This is a genomic window from Pseudomonas sp. EA_65y_Pfl1_P113 (genome assembly GCF_963970525.1).
Lineage (GTDB): Bacteria > Pseudomonadota > Gammaproteobacteria > Pseudomonadales > Pseudomonadaceae > Aquipseudomonas > Aquipseudomonas tritici.
Window position 1 is genome coordinate 202,923 of sequence record NZ_CAXAQM010000003.1, and the last position, 22,298, is coordinate 225,220.

Annotated in this window: 19 protein-coding genes; 17 read left to right on the forward strand and 2 right to left on the reverse strand. The window is 57.7% G+C overall.

The features are described from left to right. Positions 1 to 12: 12 nt before the first annotated feature. The 3 genes from AACY52_RS04855 (at position 13) to AACY52_RS04865 (ending at position 3,048) form a co-directional block, all read left to right on the forward strand. Positions 13 to 864, forward strand: a complete 852-nt coding sequence (locus AACY52_RS04855; RefSeq protein WP_339414685.1) for a glycine betaine ABC transporter substrate-binding protein — start codon at positions 13 to 15, stop codon at positions 862 to 864. 217 nt (positions 865 to 1,081) lie between these two features. Continuing rightward, entirely contained in the window at positions 1,082 to 1,393 is a 312-nt protein-coding gene (locus AACY52_RS04860; protein ID WP_339414684.1) for a DUF485 domain-containing protein, read from the forward strand. Continuing rightward, entirely contained in the window at positions 1,390 to 3,048 is a 1,659-nt protein-coding gene (locus AACY52_RS04865) for a cation acetate symporter (RefSeq protein ID WP_339414683.1), read from the forward strand. Before AACY52_RS04860 ends, AACY52_RS04865 begins: the two co-directional genes overlap by 4 nt. Positions 3,049 to 3,199: 151 nt before the next feature. On the opposite strand, the gene gltA is transcribed toward AACY52_RS04865, so the two are convergent. Beyond that, positions 3,200 to 4,489, reverse strand: a complete 1,290-nt coding sequence (gltA, locus tag AACY52_RS04870; RefSeq protein WP_339414682.1) for a citrate synthase — start codon at positions 4,487 to 4,489, stop codon at positions 3,200 to 3,202. 351 nt (positions 4,490 to 4,840) lie between these two features. Here gltA and sdhC point away from each other — a divergent pair, with 351 nt between their 5' ends. From sdhC to AACY52_RS04925, 11 genes are all read left to right on the forward strand, one after another. Beyond that, on the forward strand, positions 4,841 to 5,227 hold the full coding sequence (sdhC, locus tag AACY52_RS04875) for a succinate dehydrogenase, cytochrome b556 subunit (protein WP_094950716.1): 387 nt from the start codon (positions 4,841 to 4,843) through the stop codon (positions 5,225 to 5,227). Continuing rightward, positions 5,221 to 5,589 (forward strand): succinate dehydrogenase, hydrophobic membrane anchor protein, encoded by a 369-nt coding sequence (gene sdhD, locus AACY52_RS04880; protein WP_003172805.1) that lies wholly within the window; start codon positions 5,221 to 5,223, stop codon positions 5,587 to 5,589. The genes sdhC and sdhD overlap by 7 nt, the downstream gene beginning before the upstream one ends. Positions 5,590 to 5,592: 3 nt before the next feature. Then, complete coding sequence (sdhA, locus tag AACY52_RS04885; RefSeq protein WP_065872671.1) at positions 5,593 to 7,365, forward strand: succinate dehydrogenase flavoprotein subunit; 1,773 nt, start codon at positions 5,593 to 5,595, stop codon at positions 7,363 to 7,365. An 11-nt stretch (positions 7,366 to 7,376) separates the two neighbouring features. Continuing rightward, positions 7,377 to 8,081 carry a succinate dehydrogenase iron-sulfur subunit gene (locus AACY52_RS04890; protein WP_003172807.1) on the forward strand — a complete coding sequence of 235 codons (705 nt, stop codon included), beginning with the start codon at positions 7,377 to 7,379 and terminating at the stop codon, positions 8,079 to 8,081. Between the two features lie 263 nt (positions 8,082 to 8,344). Then, complete coding sequence (locus AACY52_RS04895; RefSeq protein ID WP_339560316.1) at positions 8,345 to 11,176, forward strand: 2-oxoglutarate dehydrogenase E1 component; 2,832 nt, start codon at positions 8,345 to 8,347, stop codon at positions 11,174 to 11,176. A gap of 44 nt (positions 11,177 to 11,220) precedes the next feature. Next, positions 11,221 to 12,435: a 2-oxoglutarate dehydrogenase complex dihydrolipoyllysine-residue succinyltransferase gene (gene odhB, locus AACY52_RS04900; protein WP_339414679.1), complete on the forward strand. Its 1,215-nt coding sequence runs from the start codon at positions 11,221 to 11,223 to the stop codon at positions 12,433 to 12,435. Between the two features lie 108 nt (positions 12,436 to 12,543). Continuing rightward, positions 12,544 to 13,980: a dihydrolipoyl dehydrogenase gene (gene lpdA / locus AACY52_RS04905; protein ID WP_339414678.1), complete on the forward strand. Its 1,437-nt coding sequence runs from the start codon at positions 12,544 to 12,546 to the stop codon at positions 13,978 to 13,980. Between the two features lie 204 nt (positions 13,981 to 14,184). Continuing rightward, positions 14,185 to 15,351 (forward strand): ADP-forming succinate--CoA ligase subunit beta, encoded by a 1,167-nt coding sequence (gene sucC, locus AACY52_RS04910; RefSeq protein WP_060754516.1) that lies wholly within the window; start codon positions 14,185 to 14,187, stop codon positions 15,349 to 15,351. Next, positions 15,351 to 16,232, forward strand: a complete 882-nt coding sequence (gene sucD, locus AACY52_RS04915) for a succinate--CoA ligase subunit alpha (protein ID WP_065872666.1) — start codon at positions 15,351 to 15,353, stop codon at positions 16,230 to 16,232. Before sucC ends, sucD begins: the two co-directional genes overlap by 1 nt. Before the next feature lie 373 nt (positions 16,233 to 16,605). Beyond that, the gene (brnQ, locus tag AACY52_RS04920) at positions 16,606 to 17,919 is read left to right on the forward strand and encodes a branched-chain amino acid transport system II carrier protein (RefSeq protein WP_339414677.1); all 1,314 of its coding nucleotides are present in this window, start codon (positions 16,606 to 16,608) and stop codon (positions 17,917 to 17,919) included. 171 nt (positions 17,920 to 18,090) lie between these two features. Next, positions 18,091 to 18,828: a DUF599 family protein gene (locus AACY52_RS04925; RefSeq protein WP_339414676.1), complete on the forward strand. Its 738-nt coding sequence runs from the start codon at positions 18,091 to 18,093 to the stop codon at positions 18,826 to 18,828. A gap of 90 nt (positions 18,829 to 18,918) precedes the next feature. Here the strand turns inward: AACY52_RS04925 and AACY52_RS04930 are convergent, their stop codons facing one another. Then, complete coding sequence (locus tag AACY52_RS04930; RefSeq protein WP_090407089.1) at positions 18,919 to 19,170, reverse strand: hypothetical protein; 252 nt, start codon at positions 19,168 to 19,170, stop codon at positions 18,919 to 18,921. Between the two features lie 157 nt (positions 19,171 to 19,327). Here AACY52_RS04930 and AACY52_RS04935 point away from each other — a divergent pair, with 157 nt between their 5' ends. The 3 genes from AACY52_RS04935 (at position 19,328) to htpG (ending at position 22,247) form a co-directional block, all read left to right on the forward strand. After that, positions 19,328 to 19,804 (forward strand): PaaI family thioesterase, encoded by a 477-nt coding sequence (locus tag AACY52_RS04935; protein WP_339470347.1) that lies wholly within the window; start codon positions 19,328 to 19,330, stop codon positions 19,802 to 19,804. Then, complete coding sequence (locus AACY52_RS04940; protein WP_339560317.1) at positions 19,801 to 20,238, forward strand: PaaI family thioesterase; 438 nt, start codon at positions 19,801 to 19,803, stop codon at positions 20,236 to 20,238. The genes AACY52_RS04935 and AACY52_RS04940 overlap by 4 nt, the downstream gene beginning before the upstream one ends. Before the next feature lie 104 nt (positions 20,239 to 20,342). Further along, positions 20,343 to 22,247, forward strand: a complete 1,905-nt coding sequence (htpG, locus tag AACY52_RS04945; protein WP_339560318.1) for a molecular chaperone HtpG — start codon at positions 20,343 to 20,345, stop codon at positions 22,245 to 22,247. Positions 22,248 to 22,298: the final 51 nt, after the last annotated feature.

Below are 22,298 nucleotides of genomic sequence, written 5' to 3' on the forward strand. Positions count from 1 at the left end.
CGGGGAAGCACAATGAAGATGCGACGACTCTTGGGCGCAGCTGCCACTTTGGCAGTTGCGATGAGCTGCACACTGGCCAGCGCCGACAGCAAAACCCTGAGCATAGGCTACGTAGATGGCTGGTCGGACAGCGTTGCCACCACCCACGTGGCGGCAGAGGTGATCAAGCAAAAGCTCGGCTATGACGTGAAACTGCAAGCGGTCGCCACCGGGATCATGTGGCAGGCTGTTGCCACCGGTAAGCTCGACGCCATGCTTTCTGCCTGGCTACCGGTCACCCACGGTGAGTATTGGGCCAAGAACAAGGACAAGGTGGTCGACTACGGCCCCAACTTCAAGGACGCTAAGATCGGCTTGATCGTGCCGGAGTACGTCAAGGCCAAGTCCATCGAAGACCTCAAGACTGACACCACCTTCAACAACAAAATCGTCGGCATTGACGCAGGTTCAGGTGTGATGCTCAAGACCGACGAAGCCATCAAGCAATATGGCCTCGACTATAAGCTACAAGCCAGTTCGGGCGCGGCGATGATCGCCGAGTTGGCCCGTGCCGAAGACAAGCAGGAATCCATTGTGGTTACCGGTTGGGTGCCACACTGGATGTTCGCCAAGTGGAAACTGCGTTTCCTGGACGATCCAAAAGGGATTTATGGTGCTGCTGAAACAGTCAACAGTATCGGTAGCAAGGGCCTGGAGAAGAAAGCGCCGGAAGTCGCAGCCTTCCTGAAGAAATTCCAGTGGGCTTCCAAGGACGAAATCGGCGAAGTCATGCTGGCAATACAAGACGGTGCCAAGCCTGATGCGGCGGCTAAGGATTGGGTCGCCAAGCACCCTGAGCGTGTCGCCGAGTGGGTTGGTAAATAAAACCCGACGTGTCTAGATAGCACCTTGCAGGCCCGTCTGGCGTTGTCGTCAGGCGGGCTTTGTCGTTTCTGGGCCAAAGCCTGTCAATTCAGTCAGTGCAAAACTGGCGATAACCCTCATGTCGTTCTAATACTAAGGTCGTCTGGAACCCTTTGTGCAGCCGCATACAGTGGATACGTTCCAATAATAAAAAAGCTGTGCTGCGAGGATAAAAACAATGAACGACAGCATTTACCTCTCGATTCAAAACAGCCCGCGTTTCAAGGAGCTGGTGAGAAAAAGGGAACGGTTCGCCTGGATTCTCTCGGCGATCATGCTAGGGCTTTACTCCGGTTTCATCCTGTTGATCGCCTACGGGCCACACGTGCTGGGGGCAAAACTCAGCCCCGGCTCGTCGATTACCTGGGGCATTCCCTTGGGTGTCGGGCTGATTGTGTCGGCTTTTGTCCTGACCGGCATCTATGTGCGGCGGGCCAACGGCGAGTTTGACGACCTGAACAATGCGATTCTCAAGGAGGCTGCGCAATGATCCGGCGTCTACTGGCAGTATTCGGCGCTTCGCTCTTTGCTCCGGCCGTTTGGGCGGCGGAGGCATTGACCGGTGAAGTGCAAAAGCAACCGCTGAACATCTCCGCCATCGTGATGTTTGTCGCGTTTGTCGGTGCCACCTTGTGCATCACCTACTGGGCGTCCAAACGTAACAATTCGGCTGCCGACTACTACGCGGCTGGCGGTAAGATTACCGGTTTCCAAAACGGCCTGGCGATTGCCGGTGACTATATGTCGGCGGCGTCCTTTCTGGGGATTTCCGCGCTGGTCTATACCTCCGGTTATGACGGCCTCATCTACTCGATCGGCTTCCTGGTGGGCTGGCCGATCATTCTGTTCCTGATCGCCGAGCGCCTGCGTAACCTTGGCAAGTACACCTTTGCCGACGTGGCGTCCTACCGCCTCGGGCAAGCCCAGATCCGCAGCCTGTCGGCGTGTGGCTCCCTGGTAGTGGTGGCGTTCTACCTGATCGCGCAGATGGTTGGCGCGGGCAAGTTGATCCAACTGCTGTTTGGCCTGGACTACCACGTAGCGGTCATCCTGGTGGGTATCTTGATGTGCATGTACGTGCTGTTTGGCGGCATGCTGGCGACCACTTGGGTGCAGATCATCAAGGCAGTGCTGTTGCTGTCCGGTGCCTCGTTCATGGCGCTGATGGTGATGAAGCACGTCAACTTCGACTTCAACGCCCTGTTCTCCGAGGCGATCAAGGTTCACCCTAAAGGTGAAGCGATCATGAGCCCCGGCGGCCTGGTCAAAGACCCGATTTCGGCATTCTCCCTGGGCCTGGCACTGATGTTCGGTACCGCTGGCCTGCCGCACATCCTGATGCGCTTCTTCACCGTAAGCGACGCCAAGGAAGCGCGTAAGAGCGTGCTGTATGCCACCGGCTTCATTGGCTACTTCTACATCCTGACCTTTATCATCGGCTTTGGCGCGATCCTGCTGGTCAGCACCAACCCGGCGTTCAAAGACGCGGCAGGCGCCTTGTTGGGTGGTAACAACATGGCGGCGGTGCACTTGGCCAATGCGGTGGGTGGCAGTATCTTCCTGGGCTTCATCTCGGCCGTGGCGTTCGCCACCATCCTAGCGGTGGTTGCCGGTTTGACCCTGGCCGGTGCTTCGGCGGTGTCCCATGACCTGTACGCCAGCGTGATCAAGAAAGGCAAGACCAACGACAAGGATGAGATTCGCGTATCGAAGATCACCACCATCGCCTTGGGCGTTTTGGCTATCGGCCTGGGTATCCTGTTCGAAAGCCAGAACATTGCGTTCATGGTCGGCCTGGCGTTCTCCATTGCGGCCAGCTGTAACTTCCCGGTGTTGCTGCTTTCCATGTACTGGAAAAACCTCACCACCCGTGGCGCGATGATTGGCGGCTGGCTGGGCTTGATCAGTGCCGTTGGTCTGATGGTGCTGGGCCCGACCATCTGGGTCTCGATCCTGCACCATGAAAAAGCCATCTTCCCGTACGAGTATCCGGCGCTGTTCTCGATGATCATTGCGTTCGTCGGCATCTGGTTCTTCTCCATCACCGACAAGTCGGCGGCGGCAGAGAAAGAGCGTGCGCTGTACTTCCCGCAGTTTGTGCGTTCGCAAACTGGCCTGGGGGCGAGTGGGGCAGTACAGCACTGAAGCAGCTTTAAGCTACAAGCTAAAAGCAGTGCTGTGTAGAGAAATACCCCTGTAGAGATGCAGGGGTATTTTTTTGCTTGCAGCTTGCAGCTCACTAAATTCCAGCCAAAAAAAACGGCCTCATTAAGAGGCCGTTTTATTTGGCTGGAATTTAGTGCCGATCTTCCAGCTTGGTGATGTCACGCGACTCGTAGCCGGTGTACAGCTGGCGCGGGCGGCCAATCTTGTACGGGCTGGAGAGCATTTCTTTCCAGTGGGAGATCCAGCCCACGGTCCGCGCCAGGGCGAAGATCACGGTGAACATGCTGGTTGGAATGCCGATCGCCTTGAGGATGATCCCCGAGTAGAAGTCGACGTTCGGGTACAGCGAGCGTTCGATGAAGTAGGGGTCGGTCAGGGCGATCTCTTCCAGGCGCATGGCCAGTTCGAGTTGCGGATCGTTCTTGATGCCCAGTTCCTTCAACACTTCGTCGCAGGTCTGTTTCATGACGGTGGCGCGCGGGTCGCGGTTCTTGTAGACCCGGTGACCGAAGCCCATCAGCTTGAACGGGTCGTTCTTGTCCTTGGCCTTGGCGATGAATGTGTCGATGTTCGAGACGTCGCCGATTTCATCGAGCATGGCCAACACGGCTTCGTTCGCACCGCCGTGGGCAGGGCCCCACAGTGCGGCGATACCGGCGGCGATACAGGCGAACGGGTTGGCACCCGAAGAACCTGCCAGACGTACGGTAGAAGTCGAGGCGTTCTGTTCGTGGTCGGCGTGAAGGATAAAAATCTTGTCCATCGCGGCGGCCAGCACCGGGCTGATCGGTTTGATCTCGCACGGGGTGTTGAACATCATGTGCAGGAAGTTTTCCGCGTACGTCAGGTCGTTGCGCGGGTACATCATGGGTTGGCCCATGGAGTACTTATAAACCATTGCGGCCAGGGTCGGCATCTTGGCAACCAGGCGGATCGCGGAGATTTCGCGATGCTGCGGGTTATTGATGTCGAGGGAGTCATGATAGAAGGCCGACAGGGCGCCGACCACGCCGCACATGACGGCCATCGGGTGGGCGTCGCGACGGAAGCCGTTGAAGAAGGTCTTCAACTGCTCGTGAACCATCGTGTGGTTCTTCACGGTGCTGACGAACTGGGCTTTTTGCTCGGCTGTTGGCAATTCGCCATTTAGCAGCAGGTAGCAGGTTTCCAGGTAGTCCGACTGCTCAGCCAGTTGTTCGATCGGGTAGCCGCGGTGAAGCAGAATGCCATTATCGCCGTCGATATAGGTGATCTTCGACTCGCATGAGGCGGTCGACATGAAGCCAGGGTCGAAAGTGAAACGGCCCGTGGCTGTCAGGCCCCGTACGTCGATAACATCGGGACCAACGGTGCCGGTTAAAATGGGCAGCTCGACGGGGGCTGCGCCCTCGATGATCAACTGCGCTTTTTTGTCAGCCATGTGGCCTCCTATTTATGCTTCAAATCATCAGACAGACCCCCCACGCAGGGCCCGCACCACTATAGTGAGATAAATTCAGATGTCAATTTGCCTAAAGTCTTGCCCCAGAAGGCTTTAAGCGTACTTTTTCCTCGAAATTGACTGCCGTTTACGCCTTTTATCCCGTCAGCGCAATCCGCTATTAGGGTGAGGTGAGCGCGTTGTCATTAGTAACCTAACTGTCTATACTCGGCCACCGACCGCCAAGGGCTTTTGGGCTTGCTTTCATTGGGGGTCGCACTCCCTGGGTGGTGCTTACCTGACCAGTGCACTCCCCGACAACTTTGCCCTGATTGTTAGGGGCTCTTAAGTGTGAAAAAAGCCGTGAATAGCCAACGACCTGTAAACCTAGACCTAAGGACCATCAAACTCCCCATCACCGGCGTTACGTCGTTCCTGCACCGTGTTTCCGGCATCATCCTGTTCCTGGGCTTGGGCATCATGCTTTATGCATTGAGCAAATCCCTGGGTTCCGAGGAAGGTTACGCCGAGGTGAAGGCATGCTTGACCAGCCCGCTGGCCAAGTTCGTAGCATGGGGCCTCTTGTCCGCTCTGCTGTATCACCTGGTAGCCGGTGTGCGCCACTTGATCATGGACATGGGCATCGGTGAGACGCTGGAAGGCGGCCGCCTGGGCTCGAAAATCATCATCGCCATTTCTGTGGTGCTGATCGTTCTGGCAGGAGTTTGGATATGGTAACCAGCGTTACGAACCTATCGCGTTCGGGCCTCTATGACTGGATGGCACAACGTGTGTCTGCGGTTGTTCTCGCGGCTTATTTCATTTTCCTGATCGGATACCTCGTCGCAAATCCGGGCATCGGCTATGAGCAATGGCACGGCCTGTTTTCCCACAATGCGATGCGAATCTTCAGTCTGCTGGCCCTTGTCGCCCTGGGTGCTCATGCCTGGGTTGGCATGTGGACCATCGCGACCGACTACCTGACGCCAATGGCGCTGGGCAAGTCCGCGACCGCAGTACGTTTCCTCTTCCAGGCAGTATGCGGCGTCGCGATGTTCGCTTACTTCGTCTGGGGTGTGCAGATTCTTTGGGGTATCTGATTCATGGCTAACATTCCAACTATTTCATTCGACGCCATCATTATTGGTGGCGGCGGTGCTGGCATGCGCGCTGCGCTGCAGCTGGCACAGGGCGGTCACAAGACTGCCGTGATCACCAAGGTGTTCCCGACCCGTTCCCACACCGTATCGGCCCAGGGTGGCATCACCTGCGCCATCGCCTCCGCCGACCCGAACGATGACTGGCGCTGGCACATGTACGATACCGTCAAGGGTTCCGACTATATCGGTGACCAGGACGCTATCGAATACATGTGTCAGGAAGGCCCGGCCGCGGTGTTCGAGCTTGACCACATGGGTCTGCCGTTCTCCCGTACCGAGCAAGGCCGTATCTACCAGCGTCCATTCGGTGGCCAGTCGAAGGATTACGGTAAAGGCGGGCAGGCTGCCCGTACCTGCGCCGCGTCCGACCGTACCGGTCACGCGCTGCTGCACACGCTTTATCAGGGCAACCTGAAAGCCGGCACCACGTTCCTGAACGAATACTACGCGGTTGACCTGGTGAAGAACGCCGACGGTGCATTCGTCGGCGTGATCGCCATTTGCATCGAAACCGGTGAAACCACCTATATCCGTGCCAAGGCTACTGTTCTGGCGACGGGCGGTGCAGGCCGTATTTACGCCTCGACTACCAATGCCCTGATCAATACCGGTGACGGCGTTGGCATGGCGCTGCGTGCCGGTGTTCCGGTGCAAGACATCGAAATGTGGCAGTTCCACCCGACCGGCATCGCCGGCGCCGGTGTACTGGTTACAGAAGGTTGCCGTGGTGAAGGTGGTTACCTGATCAACAAGCACGGCGAGCGTTTCATGGAACGTTATGCGCCGAACGCGAAAGACCTTGCTGGCCGTGACGTTGTAGCCCGTTCGATGGTTAAAGAAATCATCGCCGGCAACGGCTGTGGCCCGAACGGCGACCACGTACTGCTCAAGCTCGATCACCTGGGCGAAGAAGTGCTGCACAGCCGTCTGCCAGGCATCTGCGAGCTGTCCAAGACCTTCGCACACGTTGACCCGGTCGTTGCACCGGTTCCGGTTGTTCCAACCTGCCACTATATGATGGGCGGCGTGCCGACCAACATTCATGGCCAGGCGATCACCCAGAACGCTGAAGGCGTGGACGAGATCATTCATGGTCTGTTCGCCGTAGGCGAAGTGGCGTGCGTATCGGTACACGGTGCCAACCGTCTGGGCGGTAACTCGCTGCTCGATCTGGTGGTATTCGGTCGTGCTGCCGGCCTGCACCTCGAAAAAGCGCTGACCGACGGCATCGAATACGATGACGCGACCGACGCCAACATCGAAGCGGCCCTGGCCCGTCTGAATGCGCTGAACTCGCGCACGGATGGCGAAGACGTAGCTACCCTGCGTCGCGAGCTGCAAAGCTGCATGCAGAACTACTTCGGTGTATTCCGTACCGGCGAATACATGCAGAAGGGTATTGCCCAACTGGCCGATCTGCGCGTGCGCATCGCCAACGTCAAGATCAACGATAAGAGCCAGGCGTTCAACACCGCTCGTATCGAAGCCCTTGAGCTGCAAAACCTGCTGGAAGTGGCTGAAGCGACTGCGATCGCCGCCGAGGTTCGTAAAGAATCCCGTGGTGCTCACGCGCGTGAAGACTTTGAGGATCGCGATGACGAAAATTGGTTGTGCCACACCCTATACTTCCCGGGTGACAAGCGCGTAACCAAGCGTGCCGTGAACTTCTCGCCGAAGACGGTACCGACGTTTGAACCGAAGATTCGGACTTACTAAGGGTGGCTGCCATGTTGAAAGTCAGTGTTTATCGCTACAACCCTGATCAGGACGCTGCGCCGTTCATGCAGGAGTTCCAGGTTGATACCGGTGGTAAAGACCTGATGGTGCTGGATGTATTGGCGCTGATCAAAGAGCAGGACGAAGGTTTCTCGTATCGTCGCTCTTGCCGTGAAGGTGTGTGCGGTTCCGACGGCATGAACATCAACGGCAAAAACGGCCTGGCGTGCATCACGCCGCTGTCTGCCGTGGTTAAAGGCAACAAGCTGATCGTTCGTCCGCTGCCAGGTTTGCCGGTTATCCGTGACCTGGTCGTGGATATGAGCATCTTCTACAAGCAATACGAGAAAGTTAAGCCGTTCCTGCAGAACGACACGCCGGCTCCGGCCATCGAGCGTCTGCAGTCCCCGGAAGAGCGCGAGAAGCTCGACGGTCTGTACGAGTGCATCCTGTGCGCTTGCTGCTCGACGTCTTGCCCGTCCTTCTGGTGGAACCCGGACAAGTTCCTGGGTCCAGCTGCCCTGCTGCAAGCGTACCGCTTCCTGGCAGACAGCCGTGACACCAAGACGTCCGAGCGTCTGGCTTCGCTGGATGACCCGTTCAGCGTATTCCGCTGCCGCGGGATCATGAACTGCGTCAACGTATGTCCTAAAGGCCTGAACCCGACTAAGGCCATTGGTCACATCCGTAACATGCTGCTGCAGAGCGGCGTGTAAGCGACGTTTTTCGTAAAAGCAGGACCGTTGTGCCCGTAAATGCTACGGCGCAGGCTTCAACCGGCGCCGTAGTTTTAACTTGAGCAGCGACTTACAAAGCCGCGGCTCTTATTTTGAAGAAATGAGACAAGCAGGGGCATTCGGGTTGGTACCCGAACTATCAGCGTGATCCTAAGTGGCTTGTTTTGGTCGCTGCACTTGGCCTTTCGCAAGCAAACTCGGTGTTTTCGCCGGTGGTGTCCCCAAATCGAGGGTGACCAAGCATGCAAGAAAGCGTGATGCAGCGCATGTGGAACAGCGGCTATCTTTCAGGTGGTAACGCTGCCTATGTGGAAGAGCTTTATGAGCTCTACCTGCACGACCCTAACGCTGTGCCAGAAGAATGGCGCACCAAATTTCAGACGTTGTCTTCAGACGGCAACGCTGCCACCGATGTATCGCACGCCACGATTCGCGATCAGTTTGTGCTGCTGGCAAAGAACCAGCGCCGCGCCCAACCGGTTTCCGCCGGCAGCGTGAGCAGTGAGCACGAGAAGAAGCAAGTTGAGGTATTGCGACTGATCCAGGCCTACCGGATGCGTGGCCACCAGGCGGCCCAGCTTGATCCGCTGGGGCTCTGGAAGCGTCCTGCACCTGCTGACCTGTCGATCAATCATTACGGCTTGACCAATGCCGATCTTGATACGACCTTCCGTGCCGGCGACCTGTTCATCGGCAAAGAGGAAGCGAGCCTACGCGAAATTCACGAAGCGTTGCAGCAGACATATTGCCGCACCATTGGCGCTGAGTTCACGCACATCACCGATTCCGAGCAACGCCACTGGTTCCAGCACCGTCTGGAAGGTGTGCGTGGTCGTCCAGTGCTGTCTGACGATGTCCGCAGCCATCTGCTCGAGCGCGTAACCGCTGCCGAAGGCCTGGAAAAGTACCTGGGTACCAAATACCCGGGCACCAAGCGTTTCGGTCTGGAAGGCGGCGAAAGCCTGATCCCGATGCTCGACGAGTTGATCCAGCGTTCGGGTTCCTACGGCACCAAGGAAATCGTGATCGGCATGGCTCACCGTGGTCGCTTGAACGTGTTGGTCAACACCTTCGGCAAGAACCCGCGTGAGCTGTTCGACGAGTTCGAAGGCAAGAAGAAGGTTGAGTTGGGTTCCGGTGACGTTAAATACCACCAGGGCTTCTCGTCCAACGTGATGACCACCGGCGGTGAAGTTCACCTGGCCATGGCCTTCAACCCATCCCACCTGGAAATTGTTTCTCCAGTGGTCGAGGGTTCGGTCCGTGCTCGCCAGGATCGTCGTAATGACACCACCGGTGAAAAGGTTCTGCCGATTTCCATCCACGGTGACGCGGCTTTCGCCGGTCAAGGCGTGGTCCTGGAAACGTTCCAGATGTCGCAGACCCGCGGCTTCAAGACCGGCGGTACCGTTCACATCGTCATCAACAACCAGGTTGGCTTCACCATCAGCAACCCGCTGGACGCGCGCTCTACCGAGTACGCGACCGACGTTGCCAAGATGATCCAGGCGCCGATCCTCCATGTGAATGGCGATGATCCGGAAGCTGTGCTGTTTGTGACCCAGTTGGCCATTGATTACCGCATGCAGTTCAAGCGCGATGTGGTGATCGACCTGGTTTGCTACCGCCGTCGCGGTCACAACGAAGCGGACGAGCCAAGTGGTACTCAGCCGTTGATGTATCAGCAGATCACCAAGCAGCGCACTACCCGTGAGCTGTACGCCGAAAGCCTGACCAAGGCCGGCGTGGTTGACGATGCGCGTGTTCAGGCGAAAGTCGATGAATACCGCAACGCGCTGGACAATGGTCTGCATGTTGTAAAAAGCCTGGTTAAAGAGCCGAACAAAGAGTTGTTCGTTGACTGGCGTCCGTACCTGGGCCACGCCTGGACTGCGCGTCACGATACGTCGTTCGATCTGAAGACCTTGCAGGAGTTGTCCGCCAAGCTGCTGGAAATCCCGGAAGGTTTCGTGGTTCAGCGCCAGGTTGCGAAGATCTACGAAGACCGTCAGAAGATGCAAGTCGGCGGCCTGTCGATCAACTGGGGTTACGCCGAAACCATGGCGTACGCGACCCTGGCGTTCGAAGGTCACCCTATCCGCATGACTGGCCAGGACATCGGCCGTGGTACGTTCTCGCACCGTCATGCTGTGCTGCACAACCAGAAAGACGCGGGCACCTATATCCCGTTGCAGAACCTGTATGCAGGCCAGCCACGTTTCGACCTGTACGATTCGTTCCTGTCCGAAGAAGCCGTACTGGCGTTCGAGTACGGTTACTCGACCACCATGCCGCAGGCGCTGGTGATCTGGGAAGCCCAGTTCGGCGACTTCGCCAACGGTGCCCAGGTGGTTATCGACCAGTTCATCACCAGCGGCGAGCACAAGTGGGGCCGTCTGTGCGGTCTGACCATGCTGCTGCCGCACGGTTATGAAGGTCAGGGTCCGGAGCACTCCTCGGCCCGTCTGGAGCGTTACCTGCAGCTGTGCGCCGAGCACAACATCCAGGTGTGCGTGCCGACTACCCCGGCCCAGATCTACCACTTGCTGCGTCGCCAGGTGATCCGCCCGCTGCGCAAGCCGCTGGTGGTACTGACACCGAAGTCGCTGCTGCGTCATAAATTGGCCATCTCGACCCTGGAAGATCTGGCGGATGGTTCGTTCCAGACCGTTATTCCAGAGATCGACACGCTGGACGCGGCGAAAGTGACTCGCCTGGTCCTGTGCAGCGGCAAGGTCTACTACGACCTGCTGGAAAAACGCCGTGCCGAAGGCCGCGAAGACATCGCCATCGTGCGTATCGAGCAGCTTTACCCGTTCCCGGAAGACGACCTGATGGAGGCCATCGCGCCTTACACCAACCTCACTAATGTTGTGTGGTGCCAGGAAGAACCGATGAACCAGGGCGCTTGGTACAGCAGCCAGCATCATTTGCGTCGCAGCATCGGTAACCATAAGCAGGCCCTGGGCCTGGAATATGCCGGTCGTGACGCTTCTGCTGCACCTGCGTGTGGTTATGCGTCGATGCACGCCGAGCAGCAGGAAAAACTGCTGCAAGATGCTTTCACTGTTTAACGCCTTCGCGCTGACTGAAACCGAATTTTAAGGACCCACAGATAATGGCTATCGAAATCAAAGCCCCGTCATTCCCGGAATCGGTTGCCGATGGCACCGTTGCCACCTGGCACAAGAAACCAGGCGACGCTGTAAAGCGTGACGACCTGATCGTCGACATCGAGACCGACAAAGTCGTTCTGGAAGTGTTGGCCGAAGCTGACGGCGTACTGGGTGCAATCGTTGCCGAAGAAGGCGCTACCGTTCTGTCGAACCAGGTGCTGGGCTCGATCGAAGAGGGCAGCGCTGCTCCTGCTGCCGCTGCACCGGCTGCTGCTTCGGCTCCCGCTGCTGCTCCGGCTGCAGGCGGCGAAGATCCAATCGCTGCACCGGCTGCCCGTCAGCTGGCTGAAGAAAACGGCATCAACCTGTCGTCCATCAAAGGCACCGGCAAAGACGGCCGTGTGACCAAGGAAGACGTGGTGGCTGCAGTTGAAGCCAAGAAAAACGCTCCAGCTGCCGCACCTGCCAAGGCTGCTGCCCCGGCTGCCGCTGCGCCTGTGTTCGCCGCTGGCGACCGCACCGAGAAGCGCGTACCGATGACCCGCGTACGGGCCACCGTGGCCAAGCGTCTGGTTGAAGCACAGTCGAACATGGCGATGCTGACTACCTTCAACGAAGTCGACATGACCGAAGTCATGGCCCTGCGTTCGAAGTACAAGGATCTGTTCGAGAAGTCCCACAACGGCGTGCGCCTGGGCTTCATGTCGTTCTTCGTGAAAGCGGCTACTGAAGCGCTGAAACGCTACCCGGCAGTCAACGCTTCGATCGATGGTACCGACATCGTTTACCACGGCTATGCAGACATCGGCGTTGCCGTGTCCAGCGACCGTGGCCTGGTAGTTCCAGTACTGCGTAACGCTGAGCTGATGAGCCTGGCTGAAATCGAAGGCGGCATCGCAGGCTTCGGCAAGAAAGCCCGTGACGGCAAACTGACCATCGACGAGATGACCGGCGGTACGTTCACCATCACTAACGGTGGTACCTTCGGTTCGATGATGTCGACGCCGATCGTCAACCCGCCACAAGCCGCGATCCTGGGCATGCACAACATCATCCAGCGCCCGATGGCCATCAACGGCCAAGTCGTGATCCGCCCGATGATGTACCTGGCACTGTCTTACGATCACCGCCTGATCGATGGTAAAGAAGCCGTGACTTTCCTGGTGACCATCAAAAACCTGCTGGAAGACCCAGCTCGTCTGCTTCTGGATATCTAAAAAGCAGCTGCAAGTCGCAAGCTGAAAGCGCCAAGCCCAAAGCGGCGAACGGTGCTTTCAACTTGCGGCGTGCAGCTTGTAGCTTGCAGCTAAAAAGGGAACCTTTTTATGACACAGAAATTTGACGTTGTAGTGATTGGTGCAGGTCCTGGCGGCTATGTTGCCGCCATCAAGGCCGCACAACTGGGCCTCTCGACTGCTTGCATCGAAAAATACACCGACAAGGAAGGCAAACTGGCATTGGGCGGTACTTGCCTGAACGTTGGTTGCATTCCTTCCAAGGCGCTGCTGGACAGCTCCTGGAAATTCCACGAAGCCCAAGACGGTTTCGCGATCCACGGCATTAACCACGCTGGCGTGACCATGGACGTGCCAGCGATGATCGGCCGTAAAGCCAACATCGTTAAAGGCCTGACTTCCGGCGTTGCCACCTTGTTCAAGGCCAACGGCGTGACTTCCCTGCAAGGTCACGGCAAGTTGCTGGCCGGCAAGAAAGTTGAAATCACCAAGCCAGACGGCTCGGTTGAAGTCATCGAAGCCGAGAACGTGATCCTGGCCCCAGGTTCGCGCCCAATCGACATCCCGCCTGCTCCAGTTGACCAGAACGTGATCGTTGATTCGACCGGCGCCCTGGAGTTCCAATCGATTCCTAAGCGTCTGGGCGTGATCGGCGCTGGCGTGATCGGCCTGGAACTGGGTTCGGTATGGTCCCGTTTGGGTTCCGACGTCACCGTGCTGGAAGCCCTGGACACGTTCCTGCTGGCTGCCGACACCGCGGTGTCCAAAGAAGCCCTGAAAACCCTGACCAAGCAAGGTCTGGACATCAAACTGGGCGCCCGTGTTACCGGTTCCAAGGTCAACGGCGAAGAAGTCGTTGTGACCTACACCGATAAAGAAGGCGAGCAGACCATCACATTCGACAAGCTGATCGTAGCCGTTGGTCGCCGTCCAGTGACCACTGACCTGCTGGCAGCTGACAGCGGCGTGAACATCGACGAACGTGGCTTCATCCACGTTGACGATCACTGCGCTACCACCGTGCCTGGCGTGTACGCCATCGGTGACGTGGTTCGCGGCATGATGCTCGCGCACAAGGCTTCCGAAGAAGGCATTATGGTTGTCGAGCGCATCAAGGGTCACAAGACCCAGATGAACTACGACCTGGTCCCATCGGTTATCTACACCCACCCGGAAATTGCATGGGTCGGCAAGAACGAACAGCAGTTGAAAGCTGAAGGCGTTGAAGTTAACGTCGGCACCTTCCCGTTTGCTGCATCTGGCCGTGCCATGGCAGCCAACGACACCGGTGGTTTTGTCAAAGTCATCGCTGATGCCAAGACTGACCGCGTATTGGGCGTCCACGTGATTGGCCCAAGCGCTGCAGAACTGGTTCAGCAAGGCGCGATCGGTATGGAATTCGGCACCAGTGCCGAGGACCTGGGCATGATGGTCTTCTCCCATCCGACCCTGTCCGAAGCGTTGCACGAAGCAGCGTTGGCGGTGAATGGCGGCGCCATCCACATCGCCAACCGCAAGAAGCGCTAAGCGAGATAATAAGAAACCACGGCGGAGTTGCCCGTCGTGAGCCTTGCGCGCAAGACTCACCGCGGAATATCCGCTGGACGCAGTCTTGCGCAGCTTTACGGGCCCTGAGCCCCGCAAGTTGCGCAAGCAGCAGTCACAGGTGGCGCGGCACTCATAATGAGCGCAGCGCCGAATGCGCAGTACCTAACGAAGACGGTAAAAAGCATGAATCTTCACGAGTATCAGGGTAAGCAGCTGTTCGCTGAATACGGCCTGCCAGTATCCAAGGGCTACGCAGTAGACACCCCGGAAGCAGCAGCGGAAGCGTGCGACAAAATCGGCGGCACCGAGTGGGTTGTCAAAGCCCAGGTCCACGCTGGTGGTCGCGGTAAAGCGGGCGGCGTTAAGCTGGTTCGCAGCAAAGAAGACGCCAAAGCCTTCGCACAGCAGTGGCTGGGCAAGCGTCTGGTGACTTACCAGACTGATGCCAATGGCCAGCCAGTCACCAAGATCCTGGTTGAATCGTGCACTGATATCGCTAAAGAGCTGTACCTGGGCGCTGTCGTTGACCGTTCGAGCCGTCGCATCGTGTTCATGGCTTCCACCGAAGGTGGCGTGGACATCGAGAAAATCGCTCACGAAACCCCAGAAAAAATTCTGAAAGCCACTATCGATCCACTGGTTGGCGCTCAGCCATTCCAGGGTCGCGAGTTGGCATTCCAGCTGGGCCTGGAAGGCAAGCAAGTTGCCCAGTTCGCCAAGATCTTTGTGGGTCTGGCCAAACTGTTCCAGGATCACGATCTGGCCCTGCTGGAAGTGAACCCGCTGGTGATCAAGGCTGACGGCGATCTGCACTGCCTGGACGCCAAGATCAACATCGACGCCAATGCCATGTACCGTCAGCCTAAGCTGAAGACTTTCCACGATCCGTCGCAAGACGATCCGCGCGAAGCGCACGCTGCCAAGTTCGAACTGAACTACGTAGCGCTGGAAGGTAACATCGGTTGCATGGTCAACGGTGCTGGCCTGGCCATGGGTACCATGGACATCGTCAACCTGCATGGCGGCAAACCAGCCAACTTCCTCGACGTAGGCGGTGGTGCTACCAAAGAACGCGTGACCGAAGCCTTCAAGATCATCCTGTCCGACGCCAACGTCGCTGCAGTACTGGTCAACATCTTCGGCGGCATCGTTCGTTGCGACATGATTGCCGAAGGCATCATCGGTGCAGTGAAAGAAGTCGGCGTTAAAATCCCGGTTGTTGTTCGCCTTGAAGGTAACAACGCTGAACTGGGCGCTAAAGTACTGGCAGAAAGCGGTTTGAACATTATCGCGGCTACCAGCCTGACCGACGCTGCTCAACAAGTTGTCAAAGCTGCGGAGGGCAAATAATGAGCGTCCTGATCAATAAAGACACCAAAGTTATCTGCCAGGGTATTACCGGTTCGCAAGGTAGTTTCCATACCCAGCAAGCCATCGAATACGGCACCAAGATGGTGGGTGGCGTTACTCCTGGTAAAGGCGGTACCGAGCACCTGGGTCTGCCAGTGTTCAACACCGTGAAAGAAGCTGTAGAAACCACTGGCGCTACCGCCAGCGTGATCTACGTTCCAGCTCCTTTCTGCAAGGACTCCATCCTGGAAGCAGCCTTCGGCGGCATCAAGCTGATCGTTTGCATCACCGAAGGCATTCCTACCCTGGACATGCTGGACGCTAAAGTTAAGTGCGACGAGCTGGGTGTTACCCTGATCGGCCCTAACTGCCCAGGCGTGATCACCCCAGGCGAATGCAAGATCGGCATCATGCCAGGACACATTCACTTGCCAGGCAAAGTCGGTATCGTTTCCCGTTCCGGCACCCTGACCTACGAAGCTGTTAAGCAGACCACTGACGCCGGTTTCGGTCAGTCGACTTGCGTCGGCATCGGCGGTGACCCGATCCCAGGCTCCAACTTCATCGACATCCTGAAGCTGTTCCAGGAAGACCCGAAGACCGAAGCGATCGTCATGATCGGTGAGATCGGCGGTTCGGCTGAAGAAGAAGCGGCTGCCTACATCAAGGCACACGTGACCAAGCCGGTTGTTTCCTACATCGCTGGTGTGACTGCCCCTGCTGGCAAGCGCATGGGCCATGCTGGCGCAATCATCTCTGGCGGCAAGGGCACTGCAGACGAGAAGTTTGCTGCCCTGGAAGACGCAGGCGTTAAAACCGTGCGTTCGCTGGCAGACATCGGCAAGGCTTTGTCCGAGCTGACGGGTTGGGCTGTCAAATAAGCCTCGCGCTTAGCTGACGCTTTACCCACACAAAGGCCACCTTCGGGTGGCCTTTGTGCGTTTAAAGGCAGCTATAAGCGGCAAGCTTTAAGCTGTAAGAGAGAAGCATGCGGTGCTTCTTGCCGCTTGAAGCTTGCCTCTTGTTGCTGCTCTTACGAGAATGCGACATGGAACTGTCGCTTATCGGACAGTCCGCCCCGCAACAGTGCGTTTGTCAGCCCAATTCTGTACCCTAGCCGCCTCTTTATGCGCCCGCATCCCAAAAGGAAGCCGCGCGCTAGACCGGTCGGCTCCCATAAGGGCCGGCAGTATTTCCCTCATCCATAGGGAATCCCTCTCTAAATTCCGATTCAGTAGTGTGGTATTTCCTCAAATGAAAGTGTTGAAAGGCCAGGACATCCTGGCGCTGGGTTTTATGACCTTTGCCCTGTTCGTGGGCGCCGGCAACATCATCTTCCCGCCTATTGTGGGTTTGCAGTCCGGACCTCACGTTTGGATGGCAGCGCTGGGCTTTTTGATCACCGCGGTGGGTTTGCCGGTGGTCACCGTGATCGCGCTGGCCAAGGTTGGCGGCGGTATGGACGCGTTGAGCAGCCCGATCGGCAAGATTGCCGGTGGCCTGCTGGCGGCGGCGGCGTATCTGGCGGTAGGGCCGCTGTTCGCCACGCCGCGTACCGCGACCGTATCCTTTGAGGTGGGCCTGGCACCGCTGACCGGCGAAAGCCCGTTGGCGCTGTTCCTCTACAGCTCGGTGTATTTCCTGGTGGTGTTCTTTGTCTCCCTGTACCCAGGCCGACTGCTGGACACCGTGGGTCGATTCCTCGCACCGCTGAAGATCATTGCGTTGGCCATCCTCGGCATCGCCGCGTTTGCCTTGCCGGCCGGTGACGTGGGTGTCGCTACCCCGGAATACGTGGCTGCGCCGTTCTCACAAGGCTTCATCAACGGCTACCTGACCATGGATACCCTGGGCGCCCTGGTGTTCGGCATCGTGATCGTCAACGCCATTCGCTCCCGTGGCGTGGAGTCGCCAAAGCTGATCACCCGCTACGCAATCATCGCCGGCTTGATCGCCGGTGTGGGCTTGGCGCTGGTGTATGTCAGCCTGTTCCGCCTTGGTTCGGGCAGTCATGAAGTCGCCGCCGGTGCTGCCAATGGCGCCGCCGTATTACACGCCTATGTGCAACACACATTTGGCTCCCTGGGCAGCGGCTTCCTGGCTGTGCTGATCTCCCTGGCGTGCCTGGTCACGGCTGTTGGCCTCACCTGTGCCTGCGCCGAGTACTTCAGCCGCGTCTTGCCGCTGTCCTACAAGACCCTAGTGGTGATCCTGGCGCTGTTCTCGCTGTTCGTGTCCAACCTGGGCCTGACCAAGCTGATTGCCTTCTCGATCCCGGTACTCACCGCGATCTATCCGCCGTGCATCGTGCTGGTTGCGCTGAGCTTCTGCAAAGACTTCTGGCAGGAGCAGGGCCGTATCGTTGGACCGGTGATGTTGGTGTCGTTCATCTTTGGCTGCATCGATGCGCTCAAGGGTGCGGGCCTGGCGGGTTGGTTGCCGTCGCAGTTTGCAAATTTGCCCTTGAGCGAGCAGGGCCTGGCGTGGCTGGTGCCTTCGGTGATGACCCTGGGGGTTGCGGTGGTGGTTGACCGTATGCTCGGCAAGCGTAGCGAAGCCATCGCATAACCCACGCTCGCGCAGTACTGAAATGCCCCGTATCAATCGATACGGGGCATTTTTTATGCTTATGAGACAACAACCTTCTAAAGTTGGAGCGCAGTAAATATGGGAGCGAGCAAGCCCGCCCCCACATTTTAGACTGCGTGAACATCCACACCACCGTGTAACAGGACCCACATGTCGTTCGTCGAAACCAATCAGATCCACCTGCTTGCCGCCCTCTGGTTCGTCCTCTGCTGGGGGGGTTACACCCGCTATGCCACCTGGAAAGCCCGGGACACCGCGTGCCTCGCCAGCGTGCTGCATCTGTATCGCGAAGACTGGATGCGCCGCATGCTGTTGCGCGACAACCGCATCGCCGATGCCAGTGTGATCGGCAACCTGGAACGCAACGCCTCGTTCTTCGCCTCCAGTACCTTGATTATCCTGGCCGGTATTCTCACCGTGCTCGGCGCCTCGGAGCGCGCGGTGTCGCTGTTGGCGGACATCCCCATGGTGCAGCAGGCCTCCCAAGGCATGTCAGAGATCAAGCTGCTATGCCTGGCGCTGGTATTCGTCTATGCGTTTTTCACGTTCAGCTGGTGCATGCGCCAATACAACTTCGCGGCGGTGCTGGTGGGCTCGGCACCGATGATCGGCGAGCGGCACGTGTCGGAGCAGGAGCGCAATGCATTTGCCCTGCGCGCGGCACGGGTGATCTCCATGGCCGCCAACCAGTTCAACTTTGGTCTTCGCGCTTATTACTTCGGCATGACCATGCTCGCGTGGTTTGTCAGCCCCTGGTTGTTCATGTTGATGAGCAGTGGAGTGGTGCTGGTGTTGTATCGCCGGGAGTTTCATTCCGACGTACTGCAAGTGATGGTGTATACGCAGACCGATACGCCGTTGCCGGAAGTGGTTAAAGAGACGATTTAGTTAAACCGTCAACTCTAAATGCCAGACAAAAGAAAGCCCGCTATCTAAGCGGGCTTTCTTCTTGCAGCAAAGCTATTTCAAGCCGCGGTCTCAAGAACCGGTGGCAGGGGTAGCAGGTGCTGCTTCTTTTGCGGCGGCGTCGTTCGATTCAGCCTGAGCTTTGGCAGCATCGGCATTTTCTTTCGCGGCGTCGTTCACTTTATCCTGAGCCTTCGCCATGTCTTTCTGAGCTTGCTCGGAATGTGCTGCGGCGTCTTGGGCTTTGTCTTCGGATTTCTTGTCGCAGGCAGCGAGACCGAGGGCAGCGGCCAGCATCATGGAAATAGCTAAAGTCTTGCGCATTGGGTGTTTCTCCTTATTGAAGATATCTACTGGCCTTTCGAGCATGGCGGTTCAGCATTAGTTCCTTTTGTTACGAAGATATATAAAAACAGTCACCTAGGAACTTCCATACGCGCCACCGATATTGCGAATCCATACAAATAAGAGTCCAGACACGATGACCGAAAATCCCCTGCTAGCGCGTGCGACACGCTTTGTATCGGCCTTGCGCCATTGTCAGGTGTTGGGCATTACCGCCCATCATGCCGACGCGCAGGGCGTCACACTTGTCATGCCCTACGCCGCGCATCTGGTAGGAAACCCCACTACCGGCGTGATCCACGGCGGCGCGCTGACCTCCTTGATGGACACGGCCTGCGGCATGGCCACCCTGTGTGTATTGCCGGAATTCGAGGTGTGCCCGACCCTCGACCTGCGGGTCGATTACATGCATCCCGCCGCGCCACATAAACCGGTGTATGGCTTCGCCCAATGCTATCGAGTGACCACCGACGTGATCTTCACCCGTGGCTTCGCCTATCAGGATGACGCTCAACAACCCATCGCCCATGTGGTGGGTACGTTCATGCGCATGGGCAAGCGCCTCAAAGGCACGCAAGGGCTGGGCAGTACGCTCAAGGGAGAACAGGCATGACGCACCGTTTCAAGACCCGCCTGGAGCAGGCCCATGCGCGCGGCGATTACGAGGCGCTGCTCAACCTGATCCCTTACGCCAAACTGATCGGCATCGAATGCACCCGGCTTGGAGATGAATTGCTGTTTCGGCTGCCGGCCAGCAAGGACAATATTGGTAACCCGATATTGCCGGCGCTGCACGGTGGGGTGATCGCGGGCTTTATGGAACTGTCGGCGGCGCTGCACCTACTGGTGTTTACCGGTACGCCAGGCATCCCGAAAATCATCGATTTTTCCCTGGATTACCTGCGCGCCGGGCAGTTTCGCGACACTTACGCCAAATGCCAGGTGTGGCGCCAAGGCCGACGAGTGGCAAACGTGGCGATCACCGCCTGGCAAAGCATCGCGGCCGAGCCCATCGCCACCGCTCGTGCGCATTTCAAAATCGAGTAACAGAGCTGCCCTTGAAATCCTGGTCTTAGCCCCCAACTTTGATGACAACCCGCCGCCAACCCTCAAGGGCGCGGCCACTACCATCCAATTGGAGTTTGATGACCATGAGTGTGGAAACTCAAAAGGAAACCCTGGGCTTCCAGACCGAGGTGAAGCAACTGCTGCACCTCATGATCCATTCGCTGTATTCCAACAAGGAAATCTTCCTTCGCGAATTGATCTCGAACGCCTCTGACGCTGTCGACAAATTACGTTTCGAAGCCCTGTCCAAGCCGGAGTTGCTTGAAGGTGGCGCCGAACTGAAAATCCGTGTGAGCTTCGACAAGGACGCCAAGACCGTCACCCTCGAAGACAACGGCATCGGCATGAGCCGTGAAGACGCGATTACCCACTTGGGTACCATCGCCAAATCCGGTACCGCTGATTTCATGAAGAATCTGTCGGGCGACCAGAAAAAAGATTCGCACCTGATCGGCCAGTTCGGTGTGGGCTTCTACTCGGCCTTTATCGTTGCCGATAAAGTTGAAGTGTTCAGCCGCCGTGCCGGCCTTGCCGCTGGTGAAGGCGTGCACTGGTCATCCAAAGGTGAGGGCGAGTTCGAAATCGCTACCATCGATAAGGCCGACCGTGGCACGCGTATCGTGCTGCACCTCAAAGACGGTGAAGACGAGTTCGCCGATGGCTGGCGCCTGCGCAACATTATCAAGAAGTACTCCGACCACATCGCTTTGCCCATCGAACTGCCTAAAGAACAGGCTGCTGCCGAAGGCGAAGAAGCGCCGGCCCAGGAATGGGAAGTGGTCAACCGCGCCAGCGCGCTGTGGACCCGTCCGCGTACCGAGATCAAGGACGAGGAATACCAGGAGTTCTATAAGCACATCGGTCACGACTACGAAAACCCGCTGAGCTGGAGCCACAACAAGGTCGAAGGCAAGCTGGAATACAGCTCGCTGCTCTACGTGCCGGCCCGTGCTCCGTTCGACCTGTACCAGCGTGAAGCGCCGAAGGGCCTCAAGCTCTACGTGCAGCGCGTGTTCGTGATGGACCAGGCGGAATCCTTCCTGCCGCTGTACCTGCGCTTTATCAAAGGCGTGGTCGACTCCAACGACCTGTCGCTGAACGTGTCGCGTGAAATCCTGCAGAAAGACCCGATCATCGACTCCATGAAGTCGGCGCTGACCAAGCGCGTGCTCGACATGCTGGAAAAACTGGCGAAGAACGAGCCTGAGCAATACAAAGGCTTCTGGAAAAACTTCGGCCAGGTCATGAAAGAAGGCCCTGCTGAAGATTTCGCCAACAAGGAAAAAATCGCCGGCCTGCTGCGTTTTGCCTCGACTCATGAAGAGGGCGGCGAGCAAGTTGTGTCGCTGGCCGAGTACCTGGCACGTGCCAAGGAAGGTCAGGACAAGATCTACTACCTGACCGGCGAAACCTACGCTCAGGTCAAGAACAGCCCGCACCTGGAAGTCTTCCGCAAGAAAGGCATCGAAGTGCTGCTGCTGACCGACCGTATCGATGAGTGGCTGATGAGCTACCTCAGCGACTTCGACGGCAAGTCCTTTGTCGACGTGGCCCGTGGTGACCTGGACCTGGGTAACCTGGACTCCGAAGAAGAGAAGAAAGAAGCCGAAGAAGTCGCCAAGGCCAAAGAAGGCCTGGTTGAGCGGATCAAGGCGTCCCTGGGCGAGGCTGTCAGCGAAGTGCGGGTTTCCCACCGTCTGACCGATTCCCCGGCGATCCTGGCCATCGGCGAAGCGGACCTGGGCATGCAGATGCGTCAGATCCTCGAAGCCAGCGGGCAAAAGGTTCCGGATTCCAAGCCGATCTTCGAATTCAACCCGGCTCACCCGCTGATCGGGAAGCTCGACGCCGAGCAGAACGAAGAGCGTTTTGGCGACCTGTCGCACATCCTCTTCGACCAAGCGGCCCTGGCTGCTGGCGACAGCCTGAAAGACCCGGCCGCCTATGTGCGCCGCCTGAACAAGCTGTTGGTTGAACTGTCGGTTTGACACCGTTGTAGAGAAAACCCGCCTCGGCGGGTTTTTTCGTTCTAGTGCATC